26 protein-coding genes are annotated in these 24710 nt (G+C 64.4%); 16 read left to right on the top strand and 10 right to left on the bottom strand.

Going from position 1 to position 24710, the window contains the following annotated elements; genetic code table 11:
* The first annotated feature begins 57 nt into the window (after window positions 1-57).
* Complete coding sequence (locus AC1DGP_RS15845; RefSeq protein ID WP_069880024.1) at window positions 58-510, top strand: SRPBCC family protein; 453 nt, start codon at window positions 58-60, stop codon at window positions 508-510.
* A 106-nt stretch (window positions 511-616) separates the two neighbouring features.
* On the opposite strand, the gene AC1DGP_RS15840 is transcribed toward AC1DGP_RS15845, so the two are convergent.
* Entirely contained in the window at window positions 617-1960 is a 1344-nt protein-coding gene (locus tag AC1DGP_RS15840) for a methyl-accepting chemotaxis protein (RefSeq protein ID WP_441506187.1), read from the bottom strand.
* Between the two features lie 358 nt (window positions 1961-2318).
* Between AC1DGP_RS15840 and AC1DGP_RS15835 the strand changes: the two genes are divergently transcribed.
* From AC1DGP_RS15835 to AC1DGP_RS15805, 7 genes are all read left to right on the top strand, one after another.
* Window positions 2319-2819 carry a (2Fe-2S)-binding protein gene (locus AC1DGP_RS15835; RefSeq protein ID WP_476832320.1) on the top strand — a complete coding sequence of 167 codons (501 nt, stop codon included), beginning with the start codon at window positions 2319-2321 and terminating at the stop codon, window positions 2817-2819.
* Between the two features lie 84 nt (window positions 2820-2903).
* Window positions 2904-5267 (top strand): xanthine dehydrogenase family protein molybdopterin-binding subunit, encoded by a 2364-nt coding sequence (locus AC1DGP_RS15830; RefSeq protein ID WP_441491444.1) that lies wholly within the window; start codon window positions 2904-2906, stop codon window positions 5265-5267.
* Between the two features lie 17 nt (window positions 5268-5284).
* Window positions 5285-6088 (top strand): FAD binding domain-containing protein, encoded by an 804-nt coding sequence (locus AC1DGP_RS15825; RefSeq protein WP_441491443.1) that lies wholly within the window; start codon window positions 5285-5287, stop codon window positions 6086-6088.
* 79 nt (window positions 6089-6167) lie between these two features.
* Complete coding sequence (locus AC1DGP_RS15820; RefSeq protein WP_441491442.1) at window positions 6168-6551, top strand: RidA family protein; 384 nt, start codon at window positions 6168-6170, stop codon at window positions 6549-6551.
* Window positions 6552-6581: 30 nt separating this feature from the next.
* Complete coding sequence (locus AC1DGP_RS15815) at window positions 6582-7490, top strand: AAA family ATPase (RefSeq protein WP_113514152.1); 909 nt, start codon at window positions 6582-6584, stop codon at window positions 7488-7490.
* A 108-nt stretch (window positions 7491-7598) separates the two neighbouring features.
* Entirely contained in the window at window positions 7599-7973 is a 375-nt protein-coding gene (locus AC1DGP_RS15810) for a nuclear transport factor 2 family protein (RefSeq protein WP_162768090.1), read from the top strand.
* Window positions 7974-8027: 54 nt separating this feature from the next.
* The gene (locus AC1DGP_RS15805; protein ID WP_441491441.1) at window positions 8028-9230 is read left to right on the top strand and encodes a vWA domain-containing protein; all 1203 of its coding nucleotides are present in this window, start codon (window positions 8028-8030) and stop codon (window positions 9228-9230) included.
* On the opposite strand, the gene AC1DGP_RS15800 is transcribed toward AC1DGP_RS15805, so the two are convergent.
* On the bottom strand, window positions 9227-9874 hold the full coding sequence (locus AC1DGP_RS15800; RefSeq protein WP_441491440.1) for an esterase/lipase family protein: 648 nt from the start codon (window positions 9872-9874) through the stop codon (window positions 9227-9229). The genes AC1DGP_RS15805 and AC1DGP_RS15800 overlap by 4 nt on opposite strands.
* A gap of 210 nt (window positions 9875-10084) precedes the next feature.
* On the opposite strand from AC1DGP_RS15800, the gene AC1DGP_RS15795 reads away from it, so the two are divergent.
* The 6 genes from AC1DGP_RS15795 (at window position 10085) to AC1DGP_RS15770 (ending at window position 14497) form a co-directional block, all read left to right on the top strand.
* Window positions 10085-10408, top strand: coding sequence for an XdhC family protein (locus AC1DGP_RS15795; protein WP_441491439.1), 324 nt, complete (start codon window positions 10085-10087; stop codon window positions 10406-10408).
* Entirely contained in the window at window positions 10408-11037 is a 630-nt protein-coding gene (locus AC1DGP_RS15790; protein WP_441491438.1) for a LysE family translocator, read from the top strand. The genes AC1DGP_RS15795 and AC1DGP_RS15790 overlap by 1 nt, the downstream gene beginning before the upstream one ends.
* Window positions 11038-11040: 3 nt before the next feature.
* Complete coding sequence (locus AC1DGP_RS15785) at window positions 11041-11733, top strand: XdhC family protein (protein WP_441491437.1); 693 nt, start codon at window positions 11041-11043, stop codon at window positions 11731-11733.
* A complete protein-coding gene (locus tag AC1DGP_RS15780) occupies window positions 11730-13331 on the top strand; it encodes an NTP transferase domain-containing protein (protein ID WP_476832298.1) in 1602 nt (533 codons plus the stop codon). Before AC1DGP_RS15785 ends, AC1DGP_RS15780 begins: the two co-directional genes overlap by 4 nt.
* A 222-nt stretch (window positions 13332-13553) precedes the next feature.
* Complete coding sequence (locus tag AC1DGP_RS15775) at window positions 13554-13823, top strand: usg protein (protein WP_043237212.1); 270 nt, start codon at window positions 13554-13556, stop codon at window positions 13821-13823.
* A gap of 77 nt (window positions 13824-13900) precedes the next feature.
* On the top strand, window positions 13901-14497 hold the full coding sequence (locus AC1DGP_RS15770) for an exopolysaccharide biosynthesis protein (RefSeq protein ID WP_113514166.1): 597 nt from the start codon (window positions 13901-13903) through the stop codon (window positions 14495-14497).
* 12 nt (window positions 14498-14509) lie between these two features.
* Here the strand turns inward: AC1DGP_RS15770 and AC1DGP_RS15765 are convergent, their stop codons facing one another.
* From AC1DGP_RS15765 to AC1DGP_RS15745, 5 genes are all read right to left on the bottom strand, one after another.
* Window positions 14510-16735, bottom strand: a complete 2226-nt coding sequence (locus AC1DGP_RS15765) for a putative bifunctional diguanylate cyclase/phosphodiesterase (protein WP_441491435.1) — start codon at window positions 16733-16735, stop codon at window positions 14510-14512.
* 85 nt (window positions 16736-16820) lie between these two features.
* Window positions 16821-17570, bottom strand: a complete 750-nt coding sequence (locus AC1DGP_RS15760) for a proteasome-type protease (RefSeq protein ID WP_476832297.1) — start codon at window positions 17568-17570, stop codon at window positions 16821-16823.
* A 100-nt stretch (window positions 17571-17670) separates the two neighbouring features.
* Window positions 17671-18498 carry a transglutaminase family protein gene (locus tag AC1DGP_RS15755; RefSeq protein WP_476832296.1) on the bottom strand — a complete coding sequence of 276 codons (828 nt, stop codon included), beginning with the start codon at window positions 18496-18498 and terminating at the stop codon, window positions 17671-17673.
* Between the two features lie 84 nt (window positions 18499-18582).
* Window positions 18583-19524 (bottom strand): alpha-E domain-containing protein, encoded by a 942-nt coding sequence (locus AC1DGP_RS15750; RefSeq protein ID WP_069882628.1) that lies wholly within the window; start codon window positions 19522-19524, stop codon window positions 18583-18585.
* A gap of 73 nt (window positions 19525-19597) precedes the next feature.
* Window positions 19598-21013 (bottom strand): circularly permuted type 2 ATP-grasp protein, encoded by a 1416-nt coding sequence (locus tag AC1DGP_RS15745; RefSeq protein ID WP_476832295.1) that lies wholly within the window; start codon window positions 21011-21013, stop codon window positions 19598-19600.
* On the opposite strand from AC1DGP_RS15745, the gene AC1DGP_RS15740 reads away from it, so the two are divergent.
* Window positions 21012-21233 carry a hypothetical protein gene (locus tag AC1DGP_RS15740; protein ID WP_476832294.1) on the top strand — a complete coding sequence of 74 codons (222 nt, stop codon included), beginning with the start codon at window positions 21012-21014 and terminating at the stop codon, window positions 21231-21233. The two genes, AC1DGP_RS15745 and AC1DGP_RS15740, sit on opposite strands and share 2 nt — an antisense overlap.
* Here AC1DGP_RS15740 and AC1DGP_RS15735 read toward each other — a convergent pair.
* Window positions 21230-21814 (bottom strand): TetR/AcrR family transcriptional regulator, encoded by a 585-nt coding sequence (locus AC1DGP_RS15735; RefSeq protein ID WP_476832293.1) that lies wholly within the window; start codon window positions 21812-21814, stop codon window positions 21230-21232. The two genes, AC1DGP_RS15740 and AC1DGP_RS15735, sit on opposite strands and share 4 nt — an antisense overlap.
* Before the next feature lie 128 nt (window positions 21815-21942).
* Here AC1DGP_RS15735 and AC1DGP_RS15730 point away from each other — a divergent pair, with 128 nt between their 5' ends.
* Window positions 21943-22950: an NAD(P)-dependent oxidoreductase gene (locus tag AC1DGP_RS15730; RefSeq protein ID WP_476832292.1), complete on the top strand. Its 1008-nt coding sequence runs from the start codon at window positions 21943-21945 to the stop codon at window positions 22948-22950.
* A 146-nt stretch (window positions 22951-23096) separates the two neighbouring features.
* Here the strand turns inward: AC1DGP_RS15730 and radC are convergent, their stop codons facing one another.
* Together radC and map are read right to left on the bottom strand one after the other, a co-directional pair.
* Entirely contained in the window at window positions 23097-23834 is a 738-nt protein-coding gene (gene radC, locus AC1DGP_RS15725; RefSeq protein WP_476832291.1) for a RadC family protein, read from the bottom strand.
* Window positions 23831-24655 carry a type I methionyl aminopeptidase gene (gene map / locus AC1DGP_RS15720; RefSeq protein WP_476832290.1) on the bottom strand — a complete coding sequence of 275 codons (825 nt, stop codon included), beginning with the start codon at window positions 24653-24655 and terminating at the stop codon, window positions 23831-23833. The genes radC and map overlap by 4 nt, the downstream gene beginning before the upstream one ends.
* Between the last annotated feature and the right edge of the window lie 55 nt (window positions 24656-24710).

Here is a 24710-nt window from a genome sequence, read left to right as displayed (position 1 = left end):
GGCGCGCTCGCCCGCAATATGGGCCGTTCGGCGCAGCCAAGATGGAGGAGTGACGCCGTGGCGATGACGATGAATGGCGAGGTCACCTTACCCGCCAGCAAGGATGTGGTCTGGGCAAAGCTCAACGATGCCGAGGTGCTGAAGGCCTGCATTCCCGGCTGCGAACAGCTTACCAAGGACGACGATACGCATTTCTCGGCGGTGGTGAAGGTCAAGCTCGGGCCGGTGAAGGCGACCTTCCGCGGCAAGGTCGAGCTTGCCGATCTCGATCCGCCGAATGGCTACCGTATCGCGGGCGAGGGCGAGGGCGGGATCGCCGGATTCGCCAAGGGCGGCGCCAAGGTCGTGCTCAGTGACGCGGAAGCAGGGCAGACATTGCTGAGTTACGAGGTCGAGGCGCAGGTCGGCGGCAAGCTGATGCAGCTTGGATCCCGACTGATCGATTCGGTCTCGAAGAAGCTTGCCGACGAATTCTTTGCGAATTTCGCCAAGGCGGTCAGCGAAGGCTGAGCGCGCCCAAAGCATCGGCCCGAAACGTGGATGCGGTTCTCGGAAAATCCGATGCAAACGCAGGAGGTTAGATCACCGAACCGGATACACTATCCGGTTCGGTGATCTACGAGGCCTTGCGCAGCGACGCGAGAGCCTCGCTGACGGACGCTTCCGCCGCTCCGATCTGGAGCGCGATGTCCGACGCGGCTGTGTTGGCACGCTCGAGCGCTCTTGCCGTCGTGGCAAGTCCGTCATTGACGGCGGTCGCACTGGCGATGGCTTCGTCGGAGCTGTTTGCGACTTCGGCCGCATCGCGGGCGATGCTGGTCGTGACGAAGCTTTGCTGGGCGACGGCATCCGAGATCGCTTCGGAATCGCCCCTGATCTCACCGATCGTCTTGCCGATCGACGCAGAGCGGACGCCGCAGACCTCGGCACTGGCGGCCAGTTCGGCGATCTGCCGGGCAATATCCTGCGTCGCGCTGGCGGTCTGGGTCGCCAGCGATTTCACTTCGGAGGCGACGACCGCGAAGCCTCGGCCAGCCTCCCCGGCGCGTGCGGCCTCGATGGTTGCGTTCAGCGCGAGCAGATTGGTCTGTGCCGCGATATCGGCGATGAGCCCGACTACGGTACCGATGCTGCCGGTGACCTCGCGCAGCCTTGCGACGGCCGAATTCATCGCCTCCGCGTCGTCGACGGCCCGATTGGCAATCGCGAGGCTTTGCCGGGCGCGGTGTCCGATCTCGGCGATGTTGGCCGACATCTCTTCTGTGGCGGCAGCCGTCTGGATCGCCTTTTCGCGCACGAGGGCGGAGGCGTGGGCGAGGCTACCGATCTGATTCTTGATGAAGGTGGTGGCTTCGGTCGTCTCGAACGAGGTCGAGACGAACTGGTCGACCGCGCCGCTGATCGTCGTATCGAGCTGACCGATGCGGGACTTCATCAGCGCAGCGGCGTTGTCGAGGGCCTGTCCGCGCCGTTCGGCCTCGCCAGCCTCGATCTGCTGATCGATCGTGATCGCGGTGTTGATGTCGTAGGTCAGGATCCGCTCGATGATGTAGAGATCGCGGCCCACCTTCTTCGGCGACAGGACAAGGCGCCAACGGCTGGCGACCGAGATCGCCTGGTACAATGCGAAGGCGATCGAGACCCGCGGGCGTGGACCGACCTTGGCCACGCGCTCCAGCACACATAAGCGCTCGATCGAATTGCAATAGGCTTCGCCGAACTCTCCATCGAACAGCTGCTTGAAATGTGCGGCTTCGGCCGGATAGAGCGTTTCGGCGACGGGCTCCACCGTGCTGCGCAGGGGCGCATGGATCACGAAGGCACGGGCAAAATCCTTGGCAACGAGGCCCTCGATCACACGGTCCACAATGGAGCGATAGCTTCGCAGGCGCTCGCGCTGGGCCTCGTCGAAGCCGATGGCGCGCAGGCGCCGCTGGATTTGATCAGAGATGGTCGACACCGACACGTTCATGATCCCGAGCAAGGCTTCGATAGCGATCAGCAAAGCTGTGATCTCCGGCGTTAACATTCTGCGAATGCAGGCCGTTCTCGCGCGCGTTTTCGTACGCGTGTGTTTGTTGCAGTGCAGCGTTGATGCTTGGCGAAAACAGCACTCAAAGTCCGCAAAATCGCCGCTTCATCTTGTCGCCATCGCGCTTGACCGCGCAAAATCCCGGGTCCACATTCCGTTTCGAGCTGTTCCAAGAAAAAACTGCCTGATGAGGCTAGAGGTTTCGCGAACGGCTCCGGCTCCGGATTTCAGTGGCTGGGAGGGTCACTGGCCGGGCGCCGGACGTAGGGTCCCAGGAGATGTGCTCATGGCCACGGTTTCGTTGACGGTGAACGGCAAGGCCGTCACCGCGAATGTTGATCCTCGCACCCTGCTGGTGCAGCTCATGCGCGAGAACCTACGACTGACCGGTACGCATGTCGGCTGCGACACCAGCCAGTGCGGTGCCTGTGTCGTCCATCTCGACGGCAAAGCCGTGAAGTCCTGTACGACGCTTGCTCTTTCGGTCGATGGCGCCACGGTGACGACGATCGAAGGGCTCGCCGTGAACGGCGTGCTGCATCCGATGCAGGAGGCATTTCGCGAGCATCACGGCCTGCAATGCGGCTACTGCACTCCAGGCATGATCATGGCTGCGGTCGATATGGTGAGCCGTCGTGGCCATTCGCTCGATGAAGCGACGATCCGTGATGATCTCGATGGCAATATCTGTCGGTGCACGGGCTACCACAACATCGTCAAGGCGATCGCTGCCGGGGCGGAGGCGATGGGCAAGGCGGCGGCGCCGACGCGCAAGGCTGCCGAGTGACGCCTTCGGCCGGCGCGCTCCCGCGCAGGCCGGTTCTCAAGCCATGAGGCGTCCGCCAGAGGCGCTGTGCGAGGAGGGAACACCATGTCCGCAACCGGAATCGGCGCCGCTGTCCGCCGCAAGGAAGATCACCGTTTCATCACCGGCCAGGGCCGCTACACCGACGACATCAACAGGCCGGGCCAGACCTACGCCTATTTCCTGCGTTCGCCGCATGCCCATGCCACGCTCAACAGGATCGACGCCAAGGCCGCGGCGACGATGCCGGGCGTGCTTGGGATCTATACAGGCGAGGATCTTGCCGCCGATAAGATCGGTGGGCTGATCTGCGGCTGGATGATCCATAACAAGGACGGTTCGCCGATGCGGGCCAGCCCGCACCCGGCGCTGGCGCAGGGCAAGGTCCGCTATGTCGGCGACCATGTCGCGGTCGTGGTGGCCGAGACGCTGGCGCAGGCCAGGGACGCGGCTGAGGCGATCGGCGTCGATTACGGCGTGCTGCCGGCGGTGGTCGACACGGCGAGTGCTGCGAGCTCGAAGACCCAGGTCCATGCCGAGTCTGCCGACAACACGGTCTTTAACTGGCATCTCGGCGACAAGGCTGCGACCGAAAAGGCGTTCAAGGCGGCCAAGCACGTCACGAAGCTCGACCTCGTCAATAACCGCCTGGTGCCGAACCCGATGGAGCCGCGCGCGGCCGTCGGCGATTACGACCAGGGCGAGGGCGCCTTCACGCTCTACACAACGAGCCAGAACCCGCATGTTGCGCGGCTCGTCCTTTCCGCCTTCATCGGCATTGCGCCGGAGAACAAGCTGCGTGTCGTCGCGCCGGATGTCGGCGGCGGCTTCGGCTCCAAGATCTTCATCTATGCCGAGGAGACGGTTTGCGTCTGGGCTGCGAAGAAGGTGGGCCGGCCGGTGAAATGGACCTCGGACCGTACCGAGGCCTTCCTCTCCGATGCGCATGGGCGCGACCATGTCACCCATGCCGAGCTCGCGACCGACGCTGATGGCAAGATGATCGGCATGCGGGTGAAGACGACGGCCAATCTCGGTGCCTACCTTTCGACCTTTTCGTCCTCGGTGCCGACCTATCTCTACGCCCCGTTGCTGTCGGGCCAGTACGATATCCCGGCGATCTATTGCGAGGTCGATGCGGTCTACACCAATACGGCTCCGGTCGATGCCTATCGAGGCGCCGGCCGGCCGGAGGCGACCTTCGTGGTCGAGCGCCTGGTCGAGATTGCGGCGCGCGAACTCGGCAAGGATCCGGCCAAGTTCCGGATGCAGAACTACATCAAGAAGTTCCCGCATCAGACGCCGGTGATCATGATGTATGACACCGGCAACTATGCTGCCTCGATGAAGAAGGCGCTGGAGATCATCGACTACAAGGGGCTCGCCAAGCGCAAGCGCGACTCGGCCCGCAACGGCAAGCTGCGTGGCATCGGCTTCTCCTCCTATATCGAGGCCTGCGGTATCGCACCGTCGGCTGCGGTCGGCTCGCTGGGGGCTGGCGTCGGCCTGTGGGAATCGGCGGAGGTGCGGGTCAACCCCGTTGGGACCGTCGAGGTGCTGACCGGCTCGCACAGCCACGGCCAGGGCCATGAGACGACCTTTGCCCAGCTCGTCAGCGACCGGCTCGGCATCCCGATCGAGAATGTCTCGATCATCCATGGCGACACCGACAAGGTGCAGATGGGCATGGGTACCTATGGCTCCCGTTCGGGCGCGGTCGGCATGTCCGCGATCGCCAAGGCTGTCGACAAGGTCATCGCCAAGGGCAAGAAGGTCGCGGCCTATGTGCTCGAGGCGGACGAGGCCGATATCGATTTCAAGGATGGCAACTTCCGCGTGAAGGGCACGGACAAGACGCTCGATTTCGGCTCCTGTGCGCTGCAGGCCTATGTCGCCCACAAGTTCAACGGGCAGGATCTCGAGCCGGGGCTGAAGGAAGGTGCGTTCTACGATCCGACGAACTTCACCTTCCCGGCCGGTGTCCATATCTGCGAGGTCGAGATCGATCCCGAGACCGGCATCACCAGAATCGAACGCTGGGCGGCCGTCGACGATTTCGGCATCGTGATCAACCCGATGATCGTCGAGGGCCAGGTCCATGGCGGCATTGCCCAGGGCGTCGGCCAGGCGCTGCTCGAAGGGGCGCGCTACAATCAGGACGGCCAGCTCGTGACTGCGAGCTTCATGGATTACTGCATGCCGCGTGCGGACGATCTGCCGTCCTTCGATGTCGGCATGACGGTGACGCCGTGCCCGTCCAACCCGCTGGGCATCAAGGGCTGCGGCGAGGCGGGCGCGATTGCCTCGCCGCCGGCCGTGATCAACGCCATCACCGATGCGCTCGGCCATGAGGAGGTCACCATGCCGGCAACGCCGCAGGTGGTCTGGCGCGCAGCGCAGAAGAGCATCAAGCGAATGGCCGCCGAGTGATCTGAAAGGACAACACGATGTACGCTTTCACCTATCATCGCCCGGCCACGGCCCGCCAGGCCGCTGGTCTCCTCGCCAAGAAGGAGGATGCCAAGCTGCTGGCCGGCGGGCACACCCTGCTGCCGACCATGAAGCAGCGCCTCGCGTCGCCGACACACCTCGTCGATCTCGGCGGTTGCGCCGATCTCAGGGGCATCGAGCGCAAGGGGCGCAATGTCGTCATCGGTGCGATGACGACCCATGCCGAAGTGGCGGACTCGGCTGTCGTCCGGGAGGCGATCCCAGCGCTGGCCTATCTCGCCTCGCATATTGGCGACCCGCATGTGCGCCATCGCGGCACGATTGGCGGCTCTGTCGCCAATAACGACCCGGCGGCGGATTATCCGGCGGCGCTCATGGCGCTCGGCGCCACCATTGTCACCAACAAGCGCAAGCTCACGGCCGAAGAGTTCTTCACCGGCCTCTACGAGACGGCGCTGGAGGAGGGCGAGATCGTTGTCAGGATCTCCTTCCCGCTGGTGTCGAAGGCAGGCTACGCCAAGTTCCGCAACCCGGCTTCCCGCTATGCACTGGTCGGCGTCTTCGTGGCCAAGCGGGGCTCGGAGGTCAGTGTCGCGGTGACGGGAGCCGGTGAAGGCGGGGTCTTCCGCTGGCCGGAGGCCGAGGCCGCCCTGAAGGCCCGGTTCGCTGCGAAATCTCTCGATGGCATCAAGCACACGGCCAAGGGCATCAATGCCGACATGCATGCCGATGCCGAGTATCGGGCCCATCTGATTGGCGTGATGGCACGGGAAGCAGTTGCCAGGGCGACGGGCAAATAGCCGAAGCCGATTGACCTGCGACGGAATCCTCCCCCACACAGGGGAGGATTTTTGCTGATTGGCTGGTTGCGAGCGGAACATGGACAAGATGGTCATCACGGCGCCCGAAGCGCCCGAAGCAGCCGGCGGCTATGCCCAGGCCCTGCTGGTTTCCGGCGCGAGCCGACAGCTCTACATCAGCGGGCAGATTCCGAGCACGCGCGATGGAACGGTGCCGGAGAGCTTTGCCGAACAATCGCGGTTGGTCTGGCGCAATATCGAGGCCCAGTTGCACGCTGCCGGCATGACGCTCGACAACCTCGTCAAGGTCACGACCTTTCTCTCCGATCGCCGCTTTGCCGCGGAGAGCCGGCAGTCGCGCAAGGAGATCCTCGGCGACCGGAAGGTTGCGCTCTCCGTCGTCATCGCTGGGATCTTCGACGAGGCTTGGCTTCTCGAGATCGAGGCCATAGCTGCCGCCTGACTGGCTCTGTTCTTTTGTCGCGAGAAGCCCTTGAAAACTCCCGGTTCCATCGACGCCACGCTTTCTCTCCTGCAATCGCAGGGCTATGTCGCCGATCGGGCGCTGGCGACTGTGCTCTATCTGGCTCTGCGCATGAAGCGACCGCTGCTGCTGGAGGGCGAGGCCGGCACGGGGAAGACCGAGATTGCCAAGGTGCTGGCGGCCGCGCTCGGGCGGCGCCTGATCCGGCTGCAATGCTATGAGGGGCTCGATCTCGCCTCCGCAGTCTATGAGTGGAACTATGCGGGCCAGATGATGGCGATCCGTCTCGCGGAGGCGGGTGGCGCTGCGGGGGATCGTGCCCGACTCGAATCCGACATCTTCTCGGAGCGCTATCTGGTCAAGCGCCCGCTCTTGCAGGCGCTGGAGCCGCAGGAGGGCGGGGCGCCAATCCTGCTGATCGACGAACTCGACCGCACCGACGAGGCCTTCGAGGCCTTCCTGCTCGAGGTGCTGGCCGACGCGCAGGTGACGATTCCCGAGCTTGGCACGATCAAGGCGGCGGAGCCGCCGATCGTGATCCTGACCTCGAACCGTACACGCGAGATCCACGACGCGTTGAAGCGCCGTTGCCTCTACCACTGGGTCGGCTACCCCGACACGGCTCGCGAGCTTGCCATCCTGAAAGCGCGCGCACCGGAGGCCCCGGCCAAGCTGGCAAAGCAGGTCGTCGCCTTCGTGCAGGCGATCCGCAAGGAGGAGCTGTTCAAGGCGCCGGGCGTCGCCGAGACACTCGATTGGGCAAGTGCGCTGGTCGAACTCGACGCAGTCGCGCTTGACCCCGCGATCGTCTCGGACACGCTGGGGGCGCTGCTCAAGTACCAGGACGACATCCAGGCGATGCAGGGCTCGAAGGTGAAGGAACTGCTGGACCAGGTGAAGGCCGACGTGCGGGGATAGGCGCGCCTGCCGTGAGGACAGGCCTTGTGTACCGACCCAGGTCTTTCCTCTCATTCGCGTCGCAGCAGGTGGATGCGCGGGACCGGCCCGCGCATGATGGAGCAAGCGATGAACGACGACATCAAGGCGATCGAAGCCGCTACCTGGACTTATCTCGACGGGCTCTATGAGGGCGATGTCGGCAAGCTGAGCCAGATCTTTCATCCGACAAGCGCACTGACCCAATCGCTCCACGGCGAACTGAAGATCGTGCCGCGCGCCGAGTGGTTCGAGGCCGTGCGCAATCGCCAGTCTCCGAAGGCTGCTGGGATGGAGCGCAGCGACCATATCCTGACCATCGATCTCGTGGGCCCGGCCCTGGCTCTGGTGAAGCTAAAATGCCAGATGCCGCCGCGCTATTTCACGGATCTGCTCTCCTTCGTAAAAGTCGACGGCAAATGGGTCATTGCGCAGAAGGTCTTCATGACCGAGACCGCAGCGTGATCGCGCGGCAAGCCCTGGCCGGCGATCCGCGTCTACCATGACGGTGAGAACCTCGTGACCGGCAAGCTGCCTGAGAACATCGTCTATTTCGCGCGGGCGCTGCGCATCGCCGGTGTGCCCGTTGGTGCGGGGGCGGTGGTCGAGGCCGTCGAGGCGCTGGCGGATGGTGCGCTCGGTGCACGCGACGACGTTTACTGGGCGCTGCATGCGATCTTCGTGAAGCGGCACGAGGACAGCGTGATCTACGACCAGGCCTTTCGTCTGTTCTGGCGGCGGCGCAATCTGATCGAGAAGATCATGGCGCAAATGTCCCCCGTCTCTCCGGGGGCGGATAGTCAGCCGGAGAAGGCGGAAGCGGGTGCGTTGCGGGTCGCTGAAGCATTTGCTCCGCCGCGAGACGAGCATGACGAACCCCCGGTCGAACTGACCGAGCTTTCGGCGCGCCTGACCGTCTCCGATCGCGAAATGCTGAAGTCACGCGACTTCGCCCAGATGAGTGCGGCGGAGATCGCCAAGGCCAAGCAGCTGATGTCCGAGCTGCGCCTGCCGCGGGATACCGTGCCGACGCGGCGTTTCCAGGCATCGCATGTCGGCGCGCGCATCGACCCACGCCGCACCTTCCGGCGTTCGCTCAGGGGGGGAGGCGGCTCGATCGACCTCGCATTTCGCGAGCGCGCCGAGATCCATCCCCCGGTGGTCGCGCTCGTCGATATCTCGGGCTCGATGGCAGAGTATTCGCGCATCTTTCTGCATTTCCTGCACGCGATCACGGAGAAGCGCCGCCGGGTGCATTCCTTCGTCTTCGGCACGCGCTTGACCAATGTCACGCGGAGCCTGAGGGCCCGGGACCCTGACGAGGCGCTGGCCCTTGCCGGCAGGGCAGCGCCGGACTGGGAAGGTGGCACCCGCATTGCCGATGCCCTGCACAGCTTCAATCGCGTCTGGTCGCGGCGCGTGCTTTCGGGCGGGGCGATCGTTCTGCTTTTCACCGACGGGCTGGAGCGACATCTCGATGGCGAGCTCGCCTTCGAGATGGACCGGCTGCACCGCTCCTGCCGCCAGCTCGTCTGGCTCAATCCGCTGCTGCGCTTCGATGCATTTCAGGCGCGGGCCAGCGGCATCCGGGCGATGCTGCCGCATGTCGATTCGTTCAGGCCGATACACAACCTCGCGGCGATGGCCGATCTCTGCGCCGTGCTCTCGCCGGACGCAGACCGGAGAAGTGATCCACGCCTGTGGTTGAAGAAGGCGGGCTAGGCGGGTCTGCTGAAGCGGCCATGCTGTAGGAAGTGCCGCGTCTGCTCGATCGCCTCGCGGTTGCGCATGATCAGTGGATGTGTCGCGTGCAGCGTGATGTGATCGCTCATCCCGGTGGCGCGGGTGCGCACAACCGAGACCCGGCCGTCATTTGGCCGCGGCAATAGCAGGGACGAGAGTGGATAGAACGAGCGGTCGCCAGCGATCACGCCGAGCGGATAGTCGACTGGGCCGAGGATGCGGAGCAACTGCTCCGGCCTTGCCGTAACCAGCTCCGCGCCGGCCGGACCGAAGAACGCGCGATAGAGCGGGTTTCCCTTCAGCAGATCGGCGATCTCGCTGCCCTCGTTGGGGGGCGCCAGCATCACGACATGGCCGAGCCGCTCTGGGCGGTGGCGGGTGATATAGGAGCGCGCCACTAGCCCTCCCATCGAATGAGTGACGAAATGCAGTCGGCCGTCGAGCCCGCCGCTGAAGCGCGCGATCGGCTCATGCAGTTGCGAGGCAATGTCGTCGAGGCCGTTGCTGCGCGCGGGATAGTCGAGGTTCAGTGTCCCGTAGCCATCGGCCTTCAGAATGCGTTCGAGCCCCGAGAGCGATCCGGAGCGCCGCGCAATGCCGTGCAGTAGAACGATGCCGTCCATGGGCCGCCATGCCTCAATGCGCGCTGGATAGAGGGATCGTTACCGTAGGTCGAGGAGGGGCACGTGTTTTCGCCATCCGGATGCCCGCCGCATGCTCGAAACCTGCGGCGACTATGCTTAAGTAGGCGGGGCTCGCGGCCCGCTCGCGCGTATGATGCGGTGCGTCTAAACTGCGCTCCGGCGCCGCGGGCCGAACAGGGACCGATAGCCATGATCAGTACCGACACCGATATTCTCGCCACGGCCGAGAGTTGGGCCAAGGCCGGGCGCGGCGTGGCGCTTGCCACTGTGATCGAGACCTGGGGCTCCGCCCCCCGCCCGGTGGGCTCGCATCTTGTCATCGATCAAGAGGGTAATTTCCTCGGCTCGGTCTCCGGAGGCTGCGTCGAGGGCGCCGTGGTGGAAGAGGCTGCCGACGTCATCGCCGATGGACAGGCGCGCACGCTTGAATTCGGCGTCGCGGACGAGACGGCCTGGAAGGTCGGTCTCTCCTGCGGCGGTCGCATTCGGGTCTATGTCGAGAAGGTGCACTGATGGCTTCCTGGGAAACACTTGCCGCCTTTGCGGTGTTGACGATCGCTGTCGCTTATTTCCCCGGCCCGGCTCTGCTTTACACGGCGGCGCAGACGATTACTCATGGCCGCCGCGCTGGCTTCATGGCGATGCTGGGCATCCATCTCGGCTGCTACCTGCATGTCATCGCAGCTGCCTTCGGCCTCTCGGCCGTGTTCAAGCATGTGCCGGAACTCTATGTCGCGGTGAAGCTCGCCGGCGCGCTCTATCTGGTCTGGCTCGGCATCAGCATGATCCGCTCCAGGCTCGGCGGAACGGATGTCGATGTCTCGCCGCCCAAGACCGTGAAACGGGCGTTGCTCGATTCCTTCATCGTCGAGGTGCTGAACCCCAAGGTGGCGCTGTTCTTCATCGCGTTGTTGCCGCAGTTCGTTGACCCCGCGGCGTCCCTGCCGGTCTGGGCGCAGTTCCTGATCCTCGGCACGATCGTGAATTTCGCCTTTTCCTCGGCCGATTTCGTGACGGTGCTGGGAGCATCGGCGGTCGTCAAGACGATGAAGAAGACCAAGGCTGGATTTGCCTTCGGCCGCTGGCTCGGTGGTTCTCTGATGATCGGCCTTGGCGTCAAGCTTGCGACCGACAGGGGCTGAGGCATGGATCTTTCGCTGCTCTCCGCGCTCAATGTCGAGCGCGCCGCCCGCCGTGCCGCAGTGCTGGTCACTGATATCGGCAGCGGTGCTCAACGGCTGGTAGGGGAGGCCGATCTCGCGACCGATCCGCTGGCGGACCTGCTCGACAAGCAATTGCGTACCGGCAAGAGCGGTACGGTCGAGACGGAGGGGACACGTTACTTCCTGACCGTGCAGGTGCCTCCGCCGCGCGTCGTGGTCACCGGTGCGGTGCATATCTCGCAGGCGATGGCGCCGATGGCGAAGTTGCTGGATCTCGATGTCGCCATCATCGATCCGCGGACCGCCTTTGCTACGCCCGAACGCTTTCCCGACGTGACGCTGCTGCCGGAGTGGCCGGATGAAGCGATCAAGCAGCTCGGCCTCGATAGCTATACCGCCTTCGTCGCCCTGACCCACGATCCGAAAATCGACGATCCCGGGCTGGAGGCGGCCTTGCGCTCGGACTGCTTCTATATCGGGGCGCTGGGCAGCCGGAAGACGCATGGCAGGCGCATCGAGCGCCTGACGGCGGCTGGCTTCGATGAGGCGACGCTGGCCCGCATCCATGCGCCGATCGGGCTGGACATCGGCGCGGTCTCTCCATCAGAGATCGCGCTCGCCATTCTCGGTGAGATCGTGATGACACTGCGTGGCCCGCGCAGGGCACTCTCATGAAATTCGGCCCGGTCGCTATCGCCGATGCCGTCGGCTCCGTTGCGGCGCATTCGGTGCGGGCAGGCGAGGTCATCGTCCGCAAGGGGGCGACGATCACGGAGGATGATGCGCGCCGCTTGGCGGGAGCTGGCGTCACCGAACTGGTCGCAGTCCAGCTCGAAGCCGGCGACGTCGACGAAAATGTGGCTGCCGAACGTCTTGCAAGGGCGCTCGCCGGGCGCGGCGTGGTGACCGAGGCTCCCTTTACCGGCAGGGTCAATCTCTTTGCCGCGACTGCGGGTGTTCTGATGCTCGACGTGCCGGCGCTCGACGCCTTCAACACGATCGACGAGGCCATCACCGTCGCGACGCTGCCAGCCCTCAGGGCGGTCGTTGCGGGCGAAATGGTCGCCACCGTGAAGATCATTCCCTATGGCGTCCCGAGTCAGCGCGTCGACGACGCGATCGGGCGGATCGGAGCGATCCGCCCGATCGCGGTCACCGAATACCACCTCAAATCGGTGGCCGTGGTTTCGACATTGCTGCCCGGTCTCAAGCCTTCGGTGGTCGACAAGACGCTGCGGGTAATGGCGGAGCGTCTTGCTCCGGCAGGTGCAAGGGTCGAATCGGACGAGCGTGTGCCGCATCAATCGGGACCGCTCGCGGAATCCATCCGCAGGGCGGTGGCGGGACCAGCCGATATCGTCGTCGTCTTCGGTGCCTCGGCGATCACCGATCGCCGCGACGTGATCCCGCTGGCTCTGCAAGAGGCAGGCGGCCGCATCGAACATCTCGGCATGCCGGTCGACCCCGGCAACCTGCTGCTGCTCGGCGAACTTGACGGCAAGCTGGTGATCGGCGCGCCGGGCTGCGCCCGTTCGCCCAAGGAGAATGGGTTCGACTGGGTGCTGCAGCGCGCGCTAGCCGGTGTTCCCGTGACCCGTGCGGACATTCAGAAGATGGGGGTCGGCGGCCTTCTGATGGAGATCGTCACGCGGCCGCAGCCGCGTGCACCTGGCCATCAGGCTGTGGCACCCGTTGCCGGGCTTGTGCTCGCGGCCGGGCGCTCGACCCGGATGGGGGAACGCAACAAGCTGCTGCAGACGGTCCGTGGCGAGCCTCTCGTTCGTCATGCCGTGAAAGCGCAGCTCGCCTCCCGCGCTACGCCCGTATTGGTGGTCACCGGGCATCAGGCGGCCGAGGTCAGGGCGGCGCTCGCGGGGCTCGATGTCGCATTCGTGGACAACCCCGATTTCGCGGCCGGCCTATCCAGCTCGGTCCGCGCCGGCCTCAGAGCCTTGCCGGACGATGTCCCGGGTGCGGTGGTCTCGCTCGGCGATATGCCGAACGTGACCCCGCAGGTGATCAATCGGCTGGCCGAGGCCTTCGCCGACCGGCCCGACGCTCTCGCCGTGGTGCCAACCTTGTTCGGTCAGCGCGGCAACCCGGCGCTGTTGTCGCGTGCGCTTTTCCAGGCGGTGGAGCGCCTCTCGGGCGACCAGGGGGCTCGCCGCCTGCTGGACGCCGCCGGAGAGTCGGTCGTGGAGGTGCCGCTCGACGATCCCGCGATTGCGATCGATGTCGATACGCCTGAGGCCCTGAAGGCACTGACGGGATAGAGCCCTGGTAGTCCTGACATTGCCCGCGGGCTGTACGCTGTAACCTAGATGCGCGCAGCCATGCGGGGGGCGCCCGCTCGCGCCGCGGCGACCAACGATGGTCGCGGATACACGCGATGTGCGGTCGCTTTGGCATTGGTTTTGCAAGCTTTTGTTAACCAAGCAGGCGCAGCCTCAAGAAATCGGCTACACTTTCATCGCATCGCGACGAGGGAGGGGGCGATGGTATCAGAGGACTTCATAAAGCAACTCAAGGGCTACGGGCTGACCACGGCGACGATCCTATACCGCATGCCGGATCATCCCAGCGTGCTGCAGACCTTCATCTGGCAGCATTATGATGTGGCGCCGCGCTTTCCGGTGCTCCGCGATTTCCTCGACTTCTGGCGTCGTGAGCTCGATGGACCGCTGCATTCAGTGGTCGTTGCGCATTCGCGTCTGCTCAGGCCGGCTGAGATCGTAAACGTGAACGGCGTGCTGACGCTGCATTGAGCGTCTGCGCCATGGGCGCTTGTTGGGCAAAGGGCGAGCGTGCTAGGTCGCAGCTCCCCAATGGCAGACCATCACGCTTGTCATCGCCCTTGCGCACATCCGGACTGCTGACGGCTCTCGCGACCTTACCCGGTGAGCGTATTCCCGTCGGAACCATCGTCGCCGCTCTGAAGGATCGGACCTACGCACTGCTCGTGGTCCTGCTCGGGCTGCCGAACTGCCTGCCTATGCCGCCGCCCATTCCCCTGGTCTGCGGGCTCGTGCTTGCCTTCGTGGCGGCGCAGATGCTGGCCGGGCGCGCCATGCCGTGGTTGCCCGAGGGGCTGCTCGACAAGACCATCGGCAAACCGGAACTGGCGAAGGCCGTGTCGCGCGCGTTGCCTCCGTTGGTCCGGCTGGAACGGATTTCGCGGCCGCGCCTGACGATGCTGGGAGGGACCGTCGCGATCCCGATCCTTGGCCTGCTGATCTTGATCCTCGCGCTTGGCCTCGTGGTGTCGGCACCGTTCATCGGACAGATCCCGCTCGGTCTTGCCGTGTGCCTGGTGGGGCTGGGGCTGGTCGAGCGCGACGGACTGTTCATCATCGCGGGGACGCTGGTCGGTATTGGCGGCCTTGTCCTGAGCGCCGGATTTGCCTACGCGATCGTCAGCGGAATCTCCGAACTGATCTGACGATCGGCCCGGTCAGGCCGCAACGAGACTGGCTGCGAATGGCATGTCGAGGGCGCGCAGCCGCTCGATCTCCTCAGGCGGAACTGCCTTGGAGAACAGGAAGCCCTGCAGTTCGTGGCAACCGATCGCCTGCAGAAAGCGGTGCTGCTCGGGCGTCTCGACGCCCTCGGCGCAGACCCGCAGGCCGAGAGCCCGGCCGAGATGCACGATCGAGTGGACAAGGATCGCGGATTCGCCAGTCGTCTCCATATATTCCAGGAAGGACCGGTCGATCTTGATCTTGTCGAAGGCGAAGCGCCGCAAGTAGATCAGGCTGGAATAGCCGATCCCGAAATCGTCGAGCGCGAGGCCGACACCATAGGCGCGCAGATCCATCAGCGCGGCCTCTGCGGCGTCGGCGTCCTCGACGACGACGCCTTCAGTCAGCTCCAGCTCGAGACGGCTCGGATCGAACCCGGTTTCCTCGATGATCCGGATGGTATTCTGGACGAAATCCTTGTGTCTGAACTGCACCGGCGAGACATTCACGGCAAGCCGCAACTCCGGCCAGTGCTTTGCCTCGAGGCAGGCGCGGCGCAGCACCCATTCGCTCAGCGGCACGATCAGCCCGCGCTCCTCGGCGATGGCGACGAACTCCGAGGGTGGAACCATGCCATGGAGCGGATGTGGCCACCGCACGAGGGCCTCGACACCGGTGATGACGGTCCCGTCGACGGAGACCTGCGGCTGGAAGTGCAACTGTAGCTCGTCCCTTGCTATCGCCTTGCGCAGGTCTTCCTCGACCACGCGCTTCATCTGGAGCGCACGGTTCATGCGCGGCTCGAAGAAGGAGTAGCGGTTCCGGCCCTCGTTCTTGGATTGGTAGAGCGCCGTATCGGCCAGTCTGAGCAGCGTCTCGCGGTCGTGCCCATCCTGGGGAGCGAGCGCGATGCCGATCGAGCAGCCGATCACGGTGTCGATGCCCATCAGGTTGAAGGGGCGCGTCAGCGCTTCGAGAATGCGCTCTCCCAGTGCAGCGCTGCCACTGGCATCGTGCAGGTTGGTCTGGATGATGCCGAACTCGTCGCCGCCAATGCGGGCGACGGTATCGCCGGTCCGCATGACGCCTGCGAGTCGTTCGGCGACCTGCCGGATCAATTCGTCGCCCGCCTTGTGCCCATAGGTATCATTGACGGATTTGAAGCGATCGAGATCAAGCAGGAGTACGGACAGCCCGGTCTTGGTCCGGGTGATCTGAGCCAGCTCCTGGTCGAGTCTGAGATCGAAGGTCCGACGGTTGGGCAGCAGCGACAGTTCGTCCTGTGCGGCAAGGCGCTGGATCTGCACTTCGCGCAGCCGGATTTCATTGGCCGCTCCGCGCAGACGGCGGATCGCATAGAGCAGGATACCGGCAAAGATCAGCCCGGCTGCCGCCAGCGCCCAGATGAACTGCCGGATCATGGCATCCCCGGGGCGCTCCGGTGTCCAGGTCAACCAGGCCCTGGTGACGCCGTCGGGGGCGGCGAGGTCGCGGCGCACCAAGGGATTGGCTGGCATCGTCCGGGTGATGCGCAGGCCGTTGATGCGATAGCGCGTGGCCATCTCGTCGAAGATCGTGCTCGTCACGCGCCGATAGCCGATAAGGTTGACCGGCGCGTCCGCCTTCAGAAGGTGGAGATTGAGAAGCTGCTCGAGATCGGCGGTCAAAATGGCCAGGACTTCGTGGCCATCGTAGATCAGGCTCGAACGAAAGCCTGGCATGAACCCTGCGCGGGTGGCTGCATTGTCGTTCGCTGGTTTTTGTGACGGGCTCGGGAGTGTGGGGTCAAAGAGACGCAGGCCCTCGTAGCCCGCCTGATAGGCTTCGACGTTGTTCTCGACGCCTGCCAGGACGCGGCCGCTCCTGGTGACGAGATAGACGCCGTCAAATTCCTCAAAGCGCTGGCTCAGCTTCGTGAAGGCCCACCTCAGTGTTGCCGCCGGAATGGCCGGGTGGAAGGCCGCCTGAAGCGTGCCGGTCGATGCCAGGCTTTCCAGCCGCAGGCGCCGCAGCCGAAGCTGGTTCTCCATCGCGGCCTCGATCCGGTCGCGCTGACGGGTTGCTTCGACGGTATTCGCGTTATGCGCAATCGTCAGGACGACGGTGATCGCTGCAGCCATGACCAGCAAAAAGGCACAGGCGAGCGTCGTCACGGTGCTGGTGAGCATCCGCGCCGAGGAGTCCGCGTTGGTCGTCTTCGCGACAAAGGGCGAATGCATCAAGGGTCTCAGAACCGTCGGAACCTGCACCTTTGCAGCCGATTCTTGATATCCGGTTGCTAAACGGGCAGGCAGACATCAAATTTCAACCTCCGGATGGTCCGTAAGGAGGTCGCGGGATCGCCTGATGCGCCGCGCGCAGTGCCGCGGACCAACGCTCGCGCAGGTCGTGGAAATAGGGTTCCCCCGCCTCGATACGCCGATTGAGCTCGGGCTCTTCGCCATCTCGCCGCATTACGATCAGGTCAATCGGCAGGCCAACTCCGAGATTCGAACGCATCGTCGAATCCATCGAGATCAGACCAACCTTCAGTGCGTCGTAGAGATGGGTCTTGAAGGTCACGGCGCGGTCCAGAATCGGCTTGCCGTATTTGTGCTCGCCGATCTGGAGGAAGGGCGCGTCCATGCCGCATTCGATGAAGTTTCCCGCGCCGTAGACCATGAAGAGCCGCATGGGCTGGCCCATGATCTGGCCTCCAAAGAGGAGAGAGATATCGAATTTCAGCCCGGCCTCCGCCAGGGCCGGACCGTCCATCTCCCTGACGGTGCGGACGGCGCGGCCGACGAGCTGCGCTGCTCTAAACATCGAGCCAACGCTCTGGAGCGTATCGGGTTCTCCGGTCTCGGGATTGAGAAGTCCTTCATGGAGCAGGCTCACCACCGATTGGGTGACGGAGAGATTGCCTGCCGTCGCCAGCGCGAAGCTGCGTTCGCCTGGCCAGGAAAAGACATGCAGCTTGCGGAAGGTCGAGATGTCGTCGAGCCCGGCATTGGTGCGGGTGTCGGCGATCATCACGAGCCCGTCCTGCACGAGAAGTCCGGCACAATAGGTCACGGGGTCGGTTCCTTCAGCTTGCCGGTCCAGGCGCGTTCATGCGCGCCGGGAAATCTTGATCGGGCCGCCCTGGCTGCTGTGGCGGTCGCAATCGCGTAGGCTATTGATTGGCGAGCTGTGCGTTCGCAGCGCGGGCGCTGACCAGCACGGCGAGGTTTTCGCCGCTGCCGCCCTTGCGTGCACCGCGGACAGGCGCCGCATCGGCGAAATCGAGGCCGGCTGCGATGCGGACATGAGTGTCGATCGGGCACAAGCCGTTGGCGCAATCGAATCCGATCCAGCCATAATCTTCGAGATAGACCTCGGCCCAGGCATGCGCCCCTTCCGCCTCGGGCAGGGCATCGGATTGCGCGACATAGCCGGAGACGTAGCGGGCAGGGACTCCGAGCTGGCGCGCGCAGGTCATGAAGACATGCGTGAGATCCTGCGGGATGCCGCCGCGGGCCGCGAAGGCGGCTGCAGCCCCTACGCCGGTACGCTGGCCGGAACGGTCGCAGGCAAACAAGTCGTGCAGCGCTTCTGTCAACGCGTGCATCTTGGCGAGCGGTGTCGAGTCGGCGCGCGTTGCCGCCACGGCGAAGTCGCGCAAGGCGTCGTCGGGCGTCGTCAGCAAGGTATCGCGCCGGAACACTTCGGGCGGCACGCGCTCGATCGTTCCGCGAATGACACCGGCCAAATCCAGAGTCTCGATGACGCCGCCGACATGAATCGCGAGATCCGAGATCGGGCCATCGGCCGAGAAGGTATGGACGATGTTGCCATGCGCATCCTGGCCCGCGCGCAGATTGCCGTCGACGGTCGGCTCGATGCGCCAGGACATCACATGCTGGCCGTCATGATCGCGCGGGGTCAGCCGCAGAATCTGCGTCAGCTGGCGTACGGGCTCGTCATAGGCATAGGTAATCGAGTGGGAAATCCTGATCCGCATGGGCGATCGCTGTCTCGACGGGCGCGTTGGTTTCCGGTCCATATCTAGTGTTCTGCGGGCGGGCAGGCGAGCCCGTCGCGTTCTTTATTGCAGATACTGCTCCGAGATCGTGAGGCCGAGGCGGCCGTTCTCGCTGATGAAGTCCTCGATGAATTCGTGCAGCCCGTGCTGGAAGACGGAGTCGATGCGCGCGTTCGAAAGGCTTGCCAGCGTCTTGCGAGCCTGGCGCTGAGCCGGGCCGTGCCGGCCATAGGCATCGCCGAGAGCGTCGAGGAAGCGTGAGATGTTCTCGTAGCAGGCGGCGAGCGAGCGCGGCATCCGGCGGTTGAGGATCAGCAGATCGGCGATCAGCTGCGGCTTCACGGCCTCGCGATAAACCCAGTGATAGGCAGTCAGTGCCGAGACCTCGCGAAGCACCGTGGTCCATTGGAAATAGTCGAGCGAGCCGCCGACCTGTTCGCTCTCGGGCAGCAGCACATGGTACTTCACGTCCAGGATGCGGGCGGTGTTGTCGGCGCGCTCGATATAGACGCCCAGCCGCGAGAACCAGTAGCTGTCGTCGCGCAGCATGGTCCGGTAGGCCGAGCCGTCGAAGACCAGCGAGACGTTCTTCACCCAGTCGAGGAAGCGGGCGAACTCCTCGCGGTCCATGCGCTTCTTCTCGAAGCGTTGCAGTTCCAGCCAGGCGCTGTTCAGCGCGTCCCACATTTCCGAGGTGAGCGCGGTGCGTACCGCACGAGCATTGGAGCGGGCCAGCGCGAAGCAATTGCGAATCGAGGACAGGTTATCCGGGTTGAAGGTGAGGAAATCGCAGACATTGCGCTCATTCGCCTCGCCATAGGCCTTGGCGAAGGTCTCTTCGCAACCGGCGGTCGCGACCGCACTGTGCCATTCGGTCCCGGCGCCGCCATAGGACGAGGGCAGGTTGGTGAGCCGCATCGTCGCATCGAGGATCCGAGCGAGATATTCGGCGCGCTCGACGTAGCGGGAGACCCAGTAGAGGCTGTCGGCGGTGCGGGAGAGCATGGTCAGTTCCGGCCTTTTCGCAATGCGCGGGGCTGCGTCCTGGAAGCGGGAATGCGGAAATGCGCTGTTGCCATCATGCATCGAGCACCCAGGTGTCCTTTGTTCCGCCGCCCTGGCTGGAATTGACCACGAGCGAGCCTTCCTTCAGCGCAACGCGGGTGAGGCCGCCGGGCACGCAGGAAATGCCGTTCGCGCCGGAGAGCACATAGGGCCGCAGGTCGACATGCCGCGGTGCGACGCCAGAGGCGACGAAGGTCGGGCAGGTCGAGAGGGCCAGCGTCGGCTGGGCGATGAAGCCTTCCGGCTGCGCCTTCAGCTTCTTGCGGAAGGTTTCGATCTGGGCCTTGTTGGCGTGGGGGCCGACAAGCATGCCATAGCCGCCGGAACCGTTGACCTCCTTGACGACGAGCTTGTCGAGATTGTCGAGCACATAGGCATTGGCCTCCGGCTCGCGGCAGCGGAAGGTCGGGACGTTCTTCAGGATCGGCTCCTCGCCGGTGAAGAACTTCACGATCTCCGGCATGTAGCTGTAGACTGCCTTGTCGTCGGCGACGCCGGTGCCGACCGCATTGGCGAGCGTAACATTTCCCGCCTTGTAGGCGCCGATGATGCCCGGCACGCCAAGCACCGAATCCCCGCGGAAGACCAGCGGGTCGATGAAGTCGTCGTCGATGCGGCGGTAGATCACATCGACGCGCTTCGGCCCCTGCGTCGTGCGCATGTAGACGACATCGTCCTTGACCAGCAGGTCCGAGCCCTCGACCAACTCGACGCCGAGCTTGTCGGCGAGGAAGGAGTGCTCGTAGAAGGCCGAATTATACTGTCCGGGCGTGAGCAGGCAGATCGTCGGATCTGACGAGGCGCGGCGCGGCGCGACCGAGCGCAGGGTCGCGAGCAACTGGTCGGGATAGTTGTCGACCGGTGCGACGCGGTGCATCGCGAAGAGCTCCGGGAAGAGCCGGAGCATCACCTCGCGGTTCTCCATCATATAGGAGACCCCGGAGGGGGTGCGGGCATTGTCTTCGAGCACATAGAATGTGTCGGCGTCGACGCGCACGATGTCGATGCCGGCGATGTGGCAGTAAATGCCGTGCGGCACCTGGAAGTCGACCATCTCCAACTGGTAGCAGGCGTTGCGGTAGACCAGGTCCGGCGGAATGATCCCGGCCTTCAGGCATTCCTTCGGCCCGTAGACGTCGGCGAGGAACATGTTCAGAGCAGTGACGCGCTGGCGCAGGCCCTTCTCGAGCTTGGCCCATTCCGGCTTGGTCAGGACGCGCGGGATGATGTCGAACGGGATCAGCCGTTCGGTGGATTCTTCGTCGCCATAGACGGCAAAGGTAATGCCGATTCGCCGGAAGAAGAGTTCAGCCTGGCTGCGTCGCAGAGCCAGCATTTCGGGTGGAGCTTCCTTCAACCAACGATCAAGCGCTGCGTAGGCGGGCCGCAATTCGGCACCGTTGCCGGTCATTTCATCGAAGGCGACCATGTCAGGCGTCTTTCCCCATTTTGACCAGCCTATGCGCATTCGTGACGGTTCGGAAAGGGGGCGCTTGATCACGGATAAATCGAGCCGTGCCCAATCCTTGGGCAGCATCCGGGCCGATTGCGACGTGGCCCAGGTTCAGGTGGTCCTGGGCGCTTTGGGCCTGGTGCGGGATGGTGCGGCTTACGATGCGTCCTCGCCTGAAGATGCGCTGCTCGACTAACCGATCAGCCGGACGATCAGCGCGGCCAGCAATTCGATCGCTCGTGCCTCATTGGCCTTGCCGCGCAGCACCTCGCCCGACACGGATTCGGCAGCTCCTAGGATCGCGACACAGCGCAGATGCAGGTCCTCTGCGGGGAGCTGGCCGGCATAAGGAGCCAGTGCCTCGCGATAGAGCGAGATATAGCCGTCGACGAGCTCCCGCTGGACGGCCTCCATCGCTTCCGTGCCCTTGAGGGCGGCTGAAAGGGAGTGCCATTCCGGGCCGATCGATGTTGCGCAGGAGAGATAGGATTCGGCGACTGCGCGCGCGAGCTGGTCGAGGCGCGGCTCCAGCTGGCCGAGGGCCTCCGCCAGCGCTCCGCCCTGTTGCTCGTCGATCCGGCGATAGAGCGCGATCATCAATGCCTCGCGCGTGCCGAAATGATCATAGGCCACCGGCTTGCTGACGCCGGCCCGTTCGGCGAGGCGCCCGAGCGTCAGCGCGTCTGCGCCGTCCTCGCGCACGATCGTCATGGCGCAATCGAGCAACTGCTCGCGGCGCTCCACCCTGGACAGCTTCTTCGCAGATCCCGTCGACATCGGCGTCTCCGCCTCTCCCTTTGCAGCGCAGTTGACAATGCATCGGTGTGATCCTACTAAAGGTAAGTTACTTTTAGTAGGCAATTGATGGGCCGATCGCGGCTTGGCACTCAACAGGAGAATTGTCCATGTCCCCCCCCCAACGTCCCGTCCTGATCATTGGTGGATCGGGCGTCGTCGGCGGTCAGGCGGCCGCAGCGCTGCGCCGCTTGCAACTCGACCTGCCGATCGCCATCGGCGGGCGCGATCTCGCCAAGGCGCAGGTGGTTGCTCAGAGGGTCGGGGGCGCCATTGCGACGCGGATCGACCTTGACCGCCGGGACCTCGGCCAGCCGGAGGGAGCGCAGTACAGCGCCATAGTCGTCTTCGTGAAGGACGATGGCCTGAACTCGATGCGCTACGCGCAGGATCACGGTATCCCCTATATCAGCGTATCGAGCGGCACTTTCGAGATCGGTCCGGAGGTTGCGCAGTTCATTCACGCGGCAACGAAGGCCCCGGTGCTTCTCGCAAGCCAGTGGCTGGCCGGCGCTGCGGTGTTTCCGGCCCTGGTCTTTGCCAAGGATTTCCGCACGATCGATTCCATTGCGATCGGCGCACTGCTCGACGAGCAGGATATGGGTGGCCCGGCGGCCTTGACGGACTACAACCGCATCACGGGAGCGGCACCGGCCGCGCTGACGCTGACGGGCGGCAAGTTCAGCTGGGTCAATGGTGAGGATGCCAAGGCGCGCTATCGTAGCGTCGATGGTGTCGAGCTCGACGCAACCGCCTATTCTCCACTCGATATCGTCAGCCTCGCCGCGGTGACCGATGCCAGATCGGTGCGGCTCGACCTTGCCTTCTCCGAATCCGCCAGCCGCCGCCGTGGCGAGCCCTTCTCGACCGAAATCACGATCGCGATCGACGGCGTGCTGAGGAATGGCGAGCGCAGCATGATGCGCCACGAGATCGTCCATCCCGATGGCCAGGCGCCCCTGACTGCACTTGGCGTCGCGCTCGCCGTCGAAAGGATGCTGGGACTCGCAGGCGGCGCCGCTCCGCAGCCCGGCCTCTATCTGCCGGAATCGATCCTGGCTCCTGATTGCTATGTCGGCCGCATGAAGGAGTTCGGTGCTCAGTTCCGCCAGATCTGAGACAGAGACTGAGCAGGATCAAGGCGGCGCGAGGCTTCGCGCCGCCTTGATCATCGGATCGGTTATCGTATCCAATCCAATGACCTAACCTTCTGTGATTGCATCGGCTTTCCCGAAAACCACAATCCACTTTTCGGGCCGATGCGTTAGATCAGCCCGAGCCCCCGGAAGCTCGCATGGCCATCGCGGCCGACGATGACGTGGTCGTGGATCACGATGCCGAGGGGCTTTGCGATATCGACGAGTTCGCGCGTCATCTTCACGTCGGCACCCGAGGGGGTCGGGTCGCCTGACGGATGGTTGTGGACAAGGATGATCGCACTTGCTGAGAGTTCCAGGGCGCGGCGCATCACCTCGCGGGGGTAGACGGGAGTGTGGTCGACCGTTCCGGTCTGCTGGACCTCGTCGGCGATCAGCGCGTTCTTCTTGTCGAGGAAGAGGATGCGGAATTGCTCGCGTTCGGCAAAGGCCATCGCCATTCGGCAATAGTCGAGAACCGCCGACCAGGATGACAGCACCGGGCGTTTCCCCACCGCTCCCCTCGCCATGCGCTGCAGGGCGGCCGCGACGATCTTGAGATCCTGCGCAACGCCGGAGCCGACGCCCTTGACCTCAGTCAATCGCGCGGCCGGCGCGCCAAGCACCTCGGCGAATGAGCCGAAGCGCCGGATCAGGTCCTTGGCGAGCGGCTTCACGTCGCGCTGCGGGATGGAACGGAACAACAGAAGCTCGAGAAACTCGTAATCGGGCAGGGCGTCGGCGCCCGACTCCTGGAAGCGGTCGCGAAGCCGTTGGCGATGACCGTGGTAGTGCGGCACGGCAACGGCCGTGGGTTCTTCCGGCAACGGGACTTGTGATCCGCGCTGACCGCCCTCTTGCTTCATTGTGCCGCGAGCGGATTGTCGCGGCCTGCCGGCGACAGCGTGAAGATCTCGCAGCCGGTCTCGGTGACACCGACCGTGTGCTCGAACTGGGCCGAAAGCGAGCGGTCGCGGGTGACCGCCGTCCAGCCGTCGGAAAGCACCTTCACGCCCGCCTTGCCTAGGTTGATCATCGGCTCGATGGTGAAAAGCATCCCGGGCTTGAGCAAGACGCCTTCGCCGGGACTGCCGTAATGCAGGATGTTGGGTGCATCGTGAAAGACCTGGCCCAGACCGTGGCCGCAGAAATCGCGCACCACCGAGCAACGCTCGGCTTCGGCATAGCGCTGGATGGCGAAACCGATATCGCCGGTCGTCGCGCCGGCGCGCACGGCCTTGATTCCGCGGAGCAGGCTTTCATAGGTGATTTCGACCAGCCGCTCGGCCTTGCGGGGAATGTCGCCGACCCCATACATCCGGCTGGAATCGCCATACCAGCCATCGACGATCAGCGTGTAGTCGATATTGAGGATGTCGCCTTCGCGCAGGGGTTTGTCGTCCGGGATGCCGTGACAGACCACATGGTTGATCGAGGTGCAGATCGATTTTGTATAGCCGCGATAGAACAGGGTCGCCGGGTAGGCGCCATTGTCCATGGCGAACTGGAAGGCAAGCTCGTCGAGGCGTTGCGTGGTGACGCCCGGCCGGACGTGCTCGCCGAGCATGTCGAGGCCTTCTGCCGTCAGGCGGCCGGCCTTGCGCATGGCCGCGAAGGCTTCGGGACCATGAAGTTTGATGGCCGGTTCGCGCATCCGCGCCCGTCCCAGATTTTCGTCGAATGTCATGATGGGCAAGAAGCTCCTTGCCCATCATATCTATTGCGTTTGGCCGGCTGCGCAA

This window comes from Allobosea sp. 05T433, from assembly GCF_056396065.1.
Note: the sequence above shows the minus strand (reverse complement) of the source record. Positions and strands in the feature narration are given on the sequence as shown.

What these genes read in the sequence shown, in the direction of transcription:
- AC1DGP_RS15775 (WP_043237212.1), top strand. Translation starts at nt 13,554, where the DNA reads ATGGTATCAGAGGACTTCATAAAGCAACTCAAGGGCTACGGGCTGACC.
- AC1DGP_RS15810 (WP_162768090.1), top strand. Translation starts at nt 7,599, where the DNA reads ATGAACGACGACATCAAGGCGATCGAAGCCGCTACCTGGACTTATCTC.
- AC1DGP_RS15825 (WP_441491443.1), top strand. Translation starts at nt 5,285, where the DNA reads ATGTACGCTTTCACCTATCATCGCCCGGCCACGGCCCGCCAGGCCGCT.
- AC1DGP_RS15740 (WP_476832294.1), top strand. Translation starts at nt 21,012, where the DNA reads ATGTCAGGCGTCTTTCCCCATTTTGACCAGCCTATGCGCATTCGTGAC.
- AC1DGP_RS15800 (WP_441491440.1), bottom strand. Translation starts at nt 9,874, where the DNA reads ATGGACGGCATCGTTCTACTGCACGGCATTGCGCGGCGCTCCGGATCG.
- AC1DGP_RS15820 (WP_441491442.1), top strand. Translation starts at nt 6,168, where the DNA reads ATGGACAAGATGGTCATCACGGCGCCCGAAGCGCCCGAAGCAGCCGGC.
- radC (WP_476832291.1), bottom strand. Translation starts at nt 23,834, where the DNA reads ATGAAGCAAGAGGGCGGTCAGCGCGGATCACAAGTCCCGTTGCCGGAA.
- AC1DGP_RS15790 (WP_441491438.1), top strand. Translation starts at nt 10,408, where the DNA reads ATGGCTTCCTGGGAAACACTTGCCGCCTTTGCGGTGTTGACGATCGCT.
- AC1DGP_RS15755 (WP_476832296.1), bottom strand. Translation starts at nt 18,498, where the DNA reads ATGCGGATCAGGATTTCCCACTCGATTACCTATGCCTATGACGAGCCC.
- AC1DGP_RS15795 (WP_441491439.1), top strand. Translation starts at nt 10,085, where the DNA reads ATGATCAGTACCGACACCGATATTCTCGCCACGGCCGAGAGTTGGGCC.
- AC1DGP_RS15835 (WP_476832320.1), top strand. Translation starts at nt 2,319, where the DNA reads ATGGCCACGGTTTCGTTGACGGTGAACGGCAAGGCCGTCACCGCGAAT.
- AC1DGP_RS15780 (WP_476832298.1), top strand. Translation starts at nt 11,730, where the DNA reads ATGAAATTCGGCCCGGTCGCTATCGCCGATGCCGTCGGCTCCGTTGCG.
- AC1DGP_RS15830 (WP_441491444.1), top strand. Translation starts at nt 2,904, where the DNA reads ATGTCCGCAACCGGAATCGGCGCCGCTGTCCGCCGCAAGGAAGATCAC.
- AC1DGP_RS15750 (WP_069882628.1), bottom strand. Translation starts at nt 19,524, where the DNA reads ATGCTCTCCCGCACCGCCGACAGCCTCTACTGGGTCTCCCGCTACGTC.
- map (WP_476832290.1), bottom strand. Translation starts at nt 24,655, where the DNA reads ATGACATTCGACGAAAATCTGGGACGGGCGCGGATGCGCGAACCGGCC.
- AC1DGP_RS15745 (WP_476832295.1), bottom strand. Translation starts at nt 21,013, where the DNA reads ATGGTCGCCTTCGATGAAATGACCGGCAACGGTGCCGAATTGCGGCCC.
- AC1DGP_RS15735 (WP_476832293.1), bottom strand. Translation starts at nt 21,814, where the DNA reads ATGTCGACGGGATCTGCGAAGAAGCTGTCCAGGGTGGAGCGCCGCGAG.
- AC1DGP_RS15730 (WP_476832292.1), top strand. Translation starts at nt 21,943, where the DNA reads ATGTCCCCCCCCCAACGTCCCGTCCTGATCATTGGTGGATCGGGCGTC.
- AC1DGP_RS15765 (WP_441491435.1), bottom strand. Translation starts at nt 16,735, where the DNA reads ATGCATTCGCCCTTTGTCGCGAAGACGACCAACGCGGACTCCTCGGCG.
- AC1DGP_RS15785 (WP_441491437.1), top strand. Translation starts at nt 11,041, where the DNA reads ATGGATCTTTCGCTGCTCTCCGCGCTCAATGTCGAGCGCGCCGCCCGC.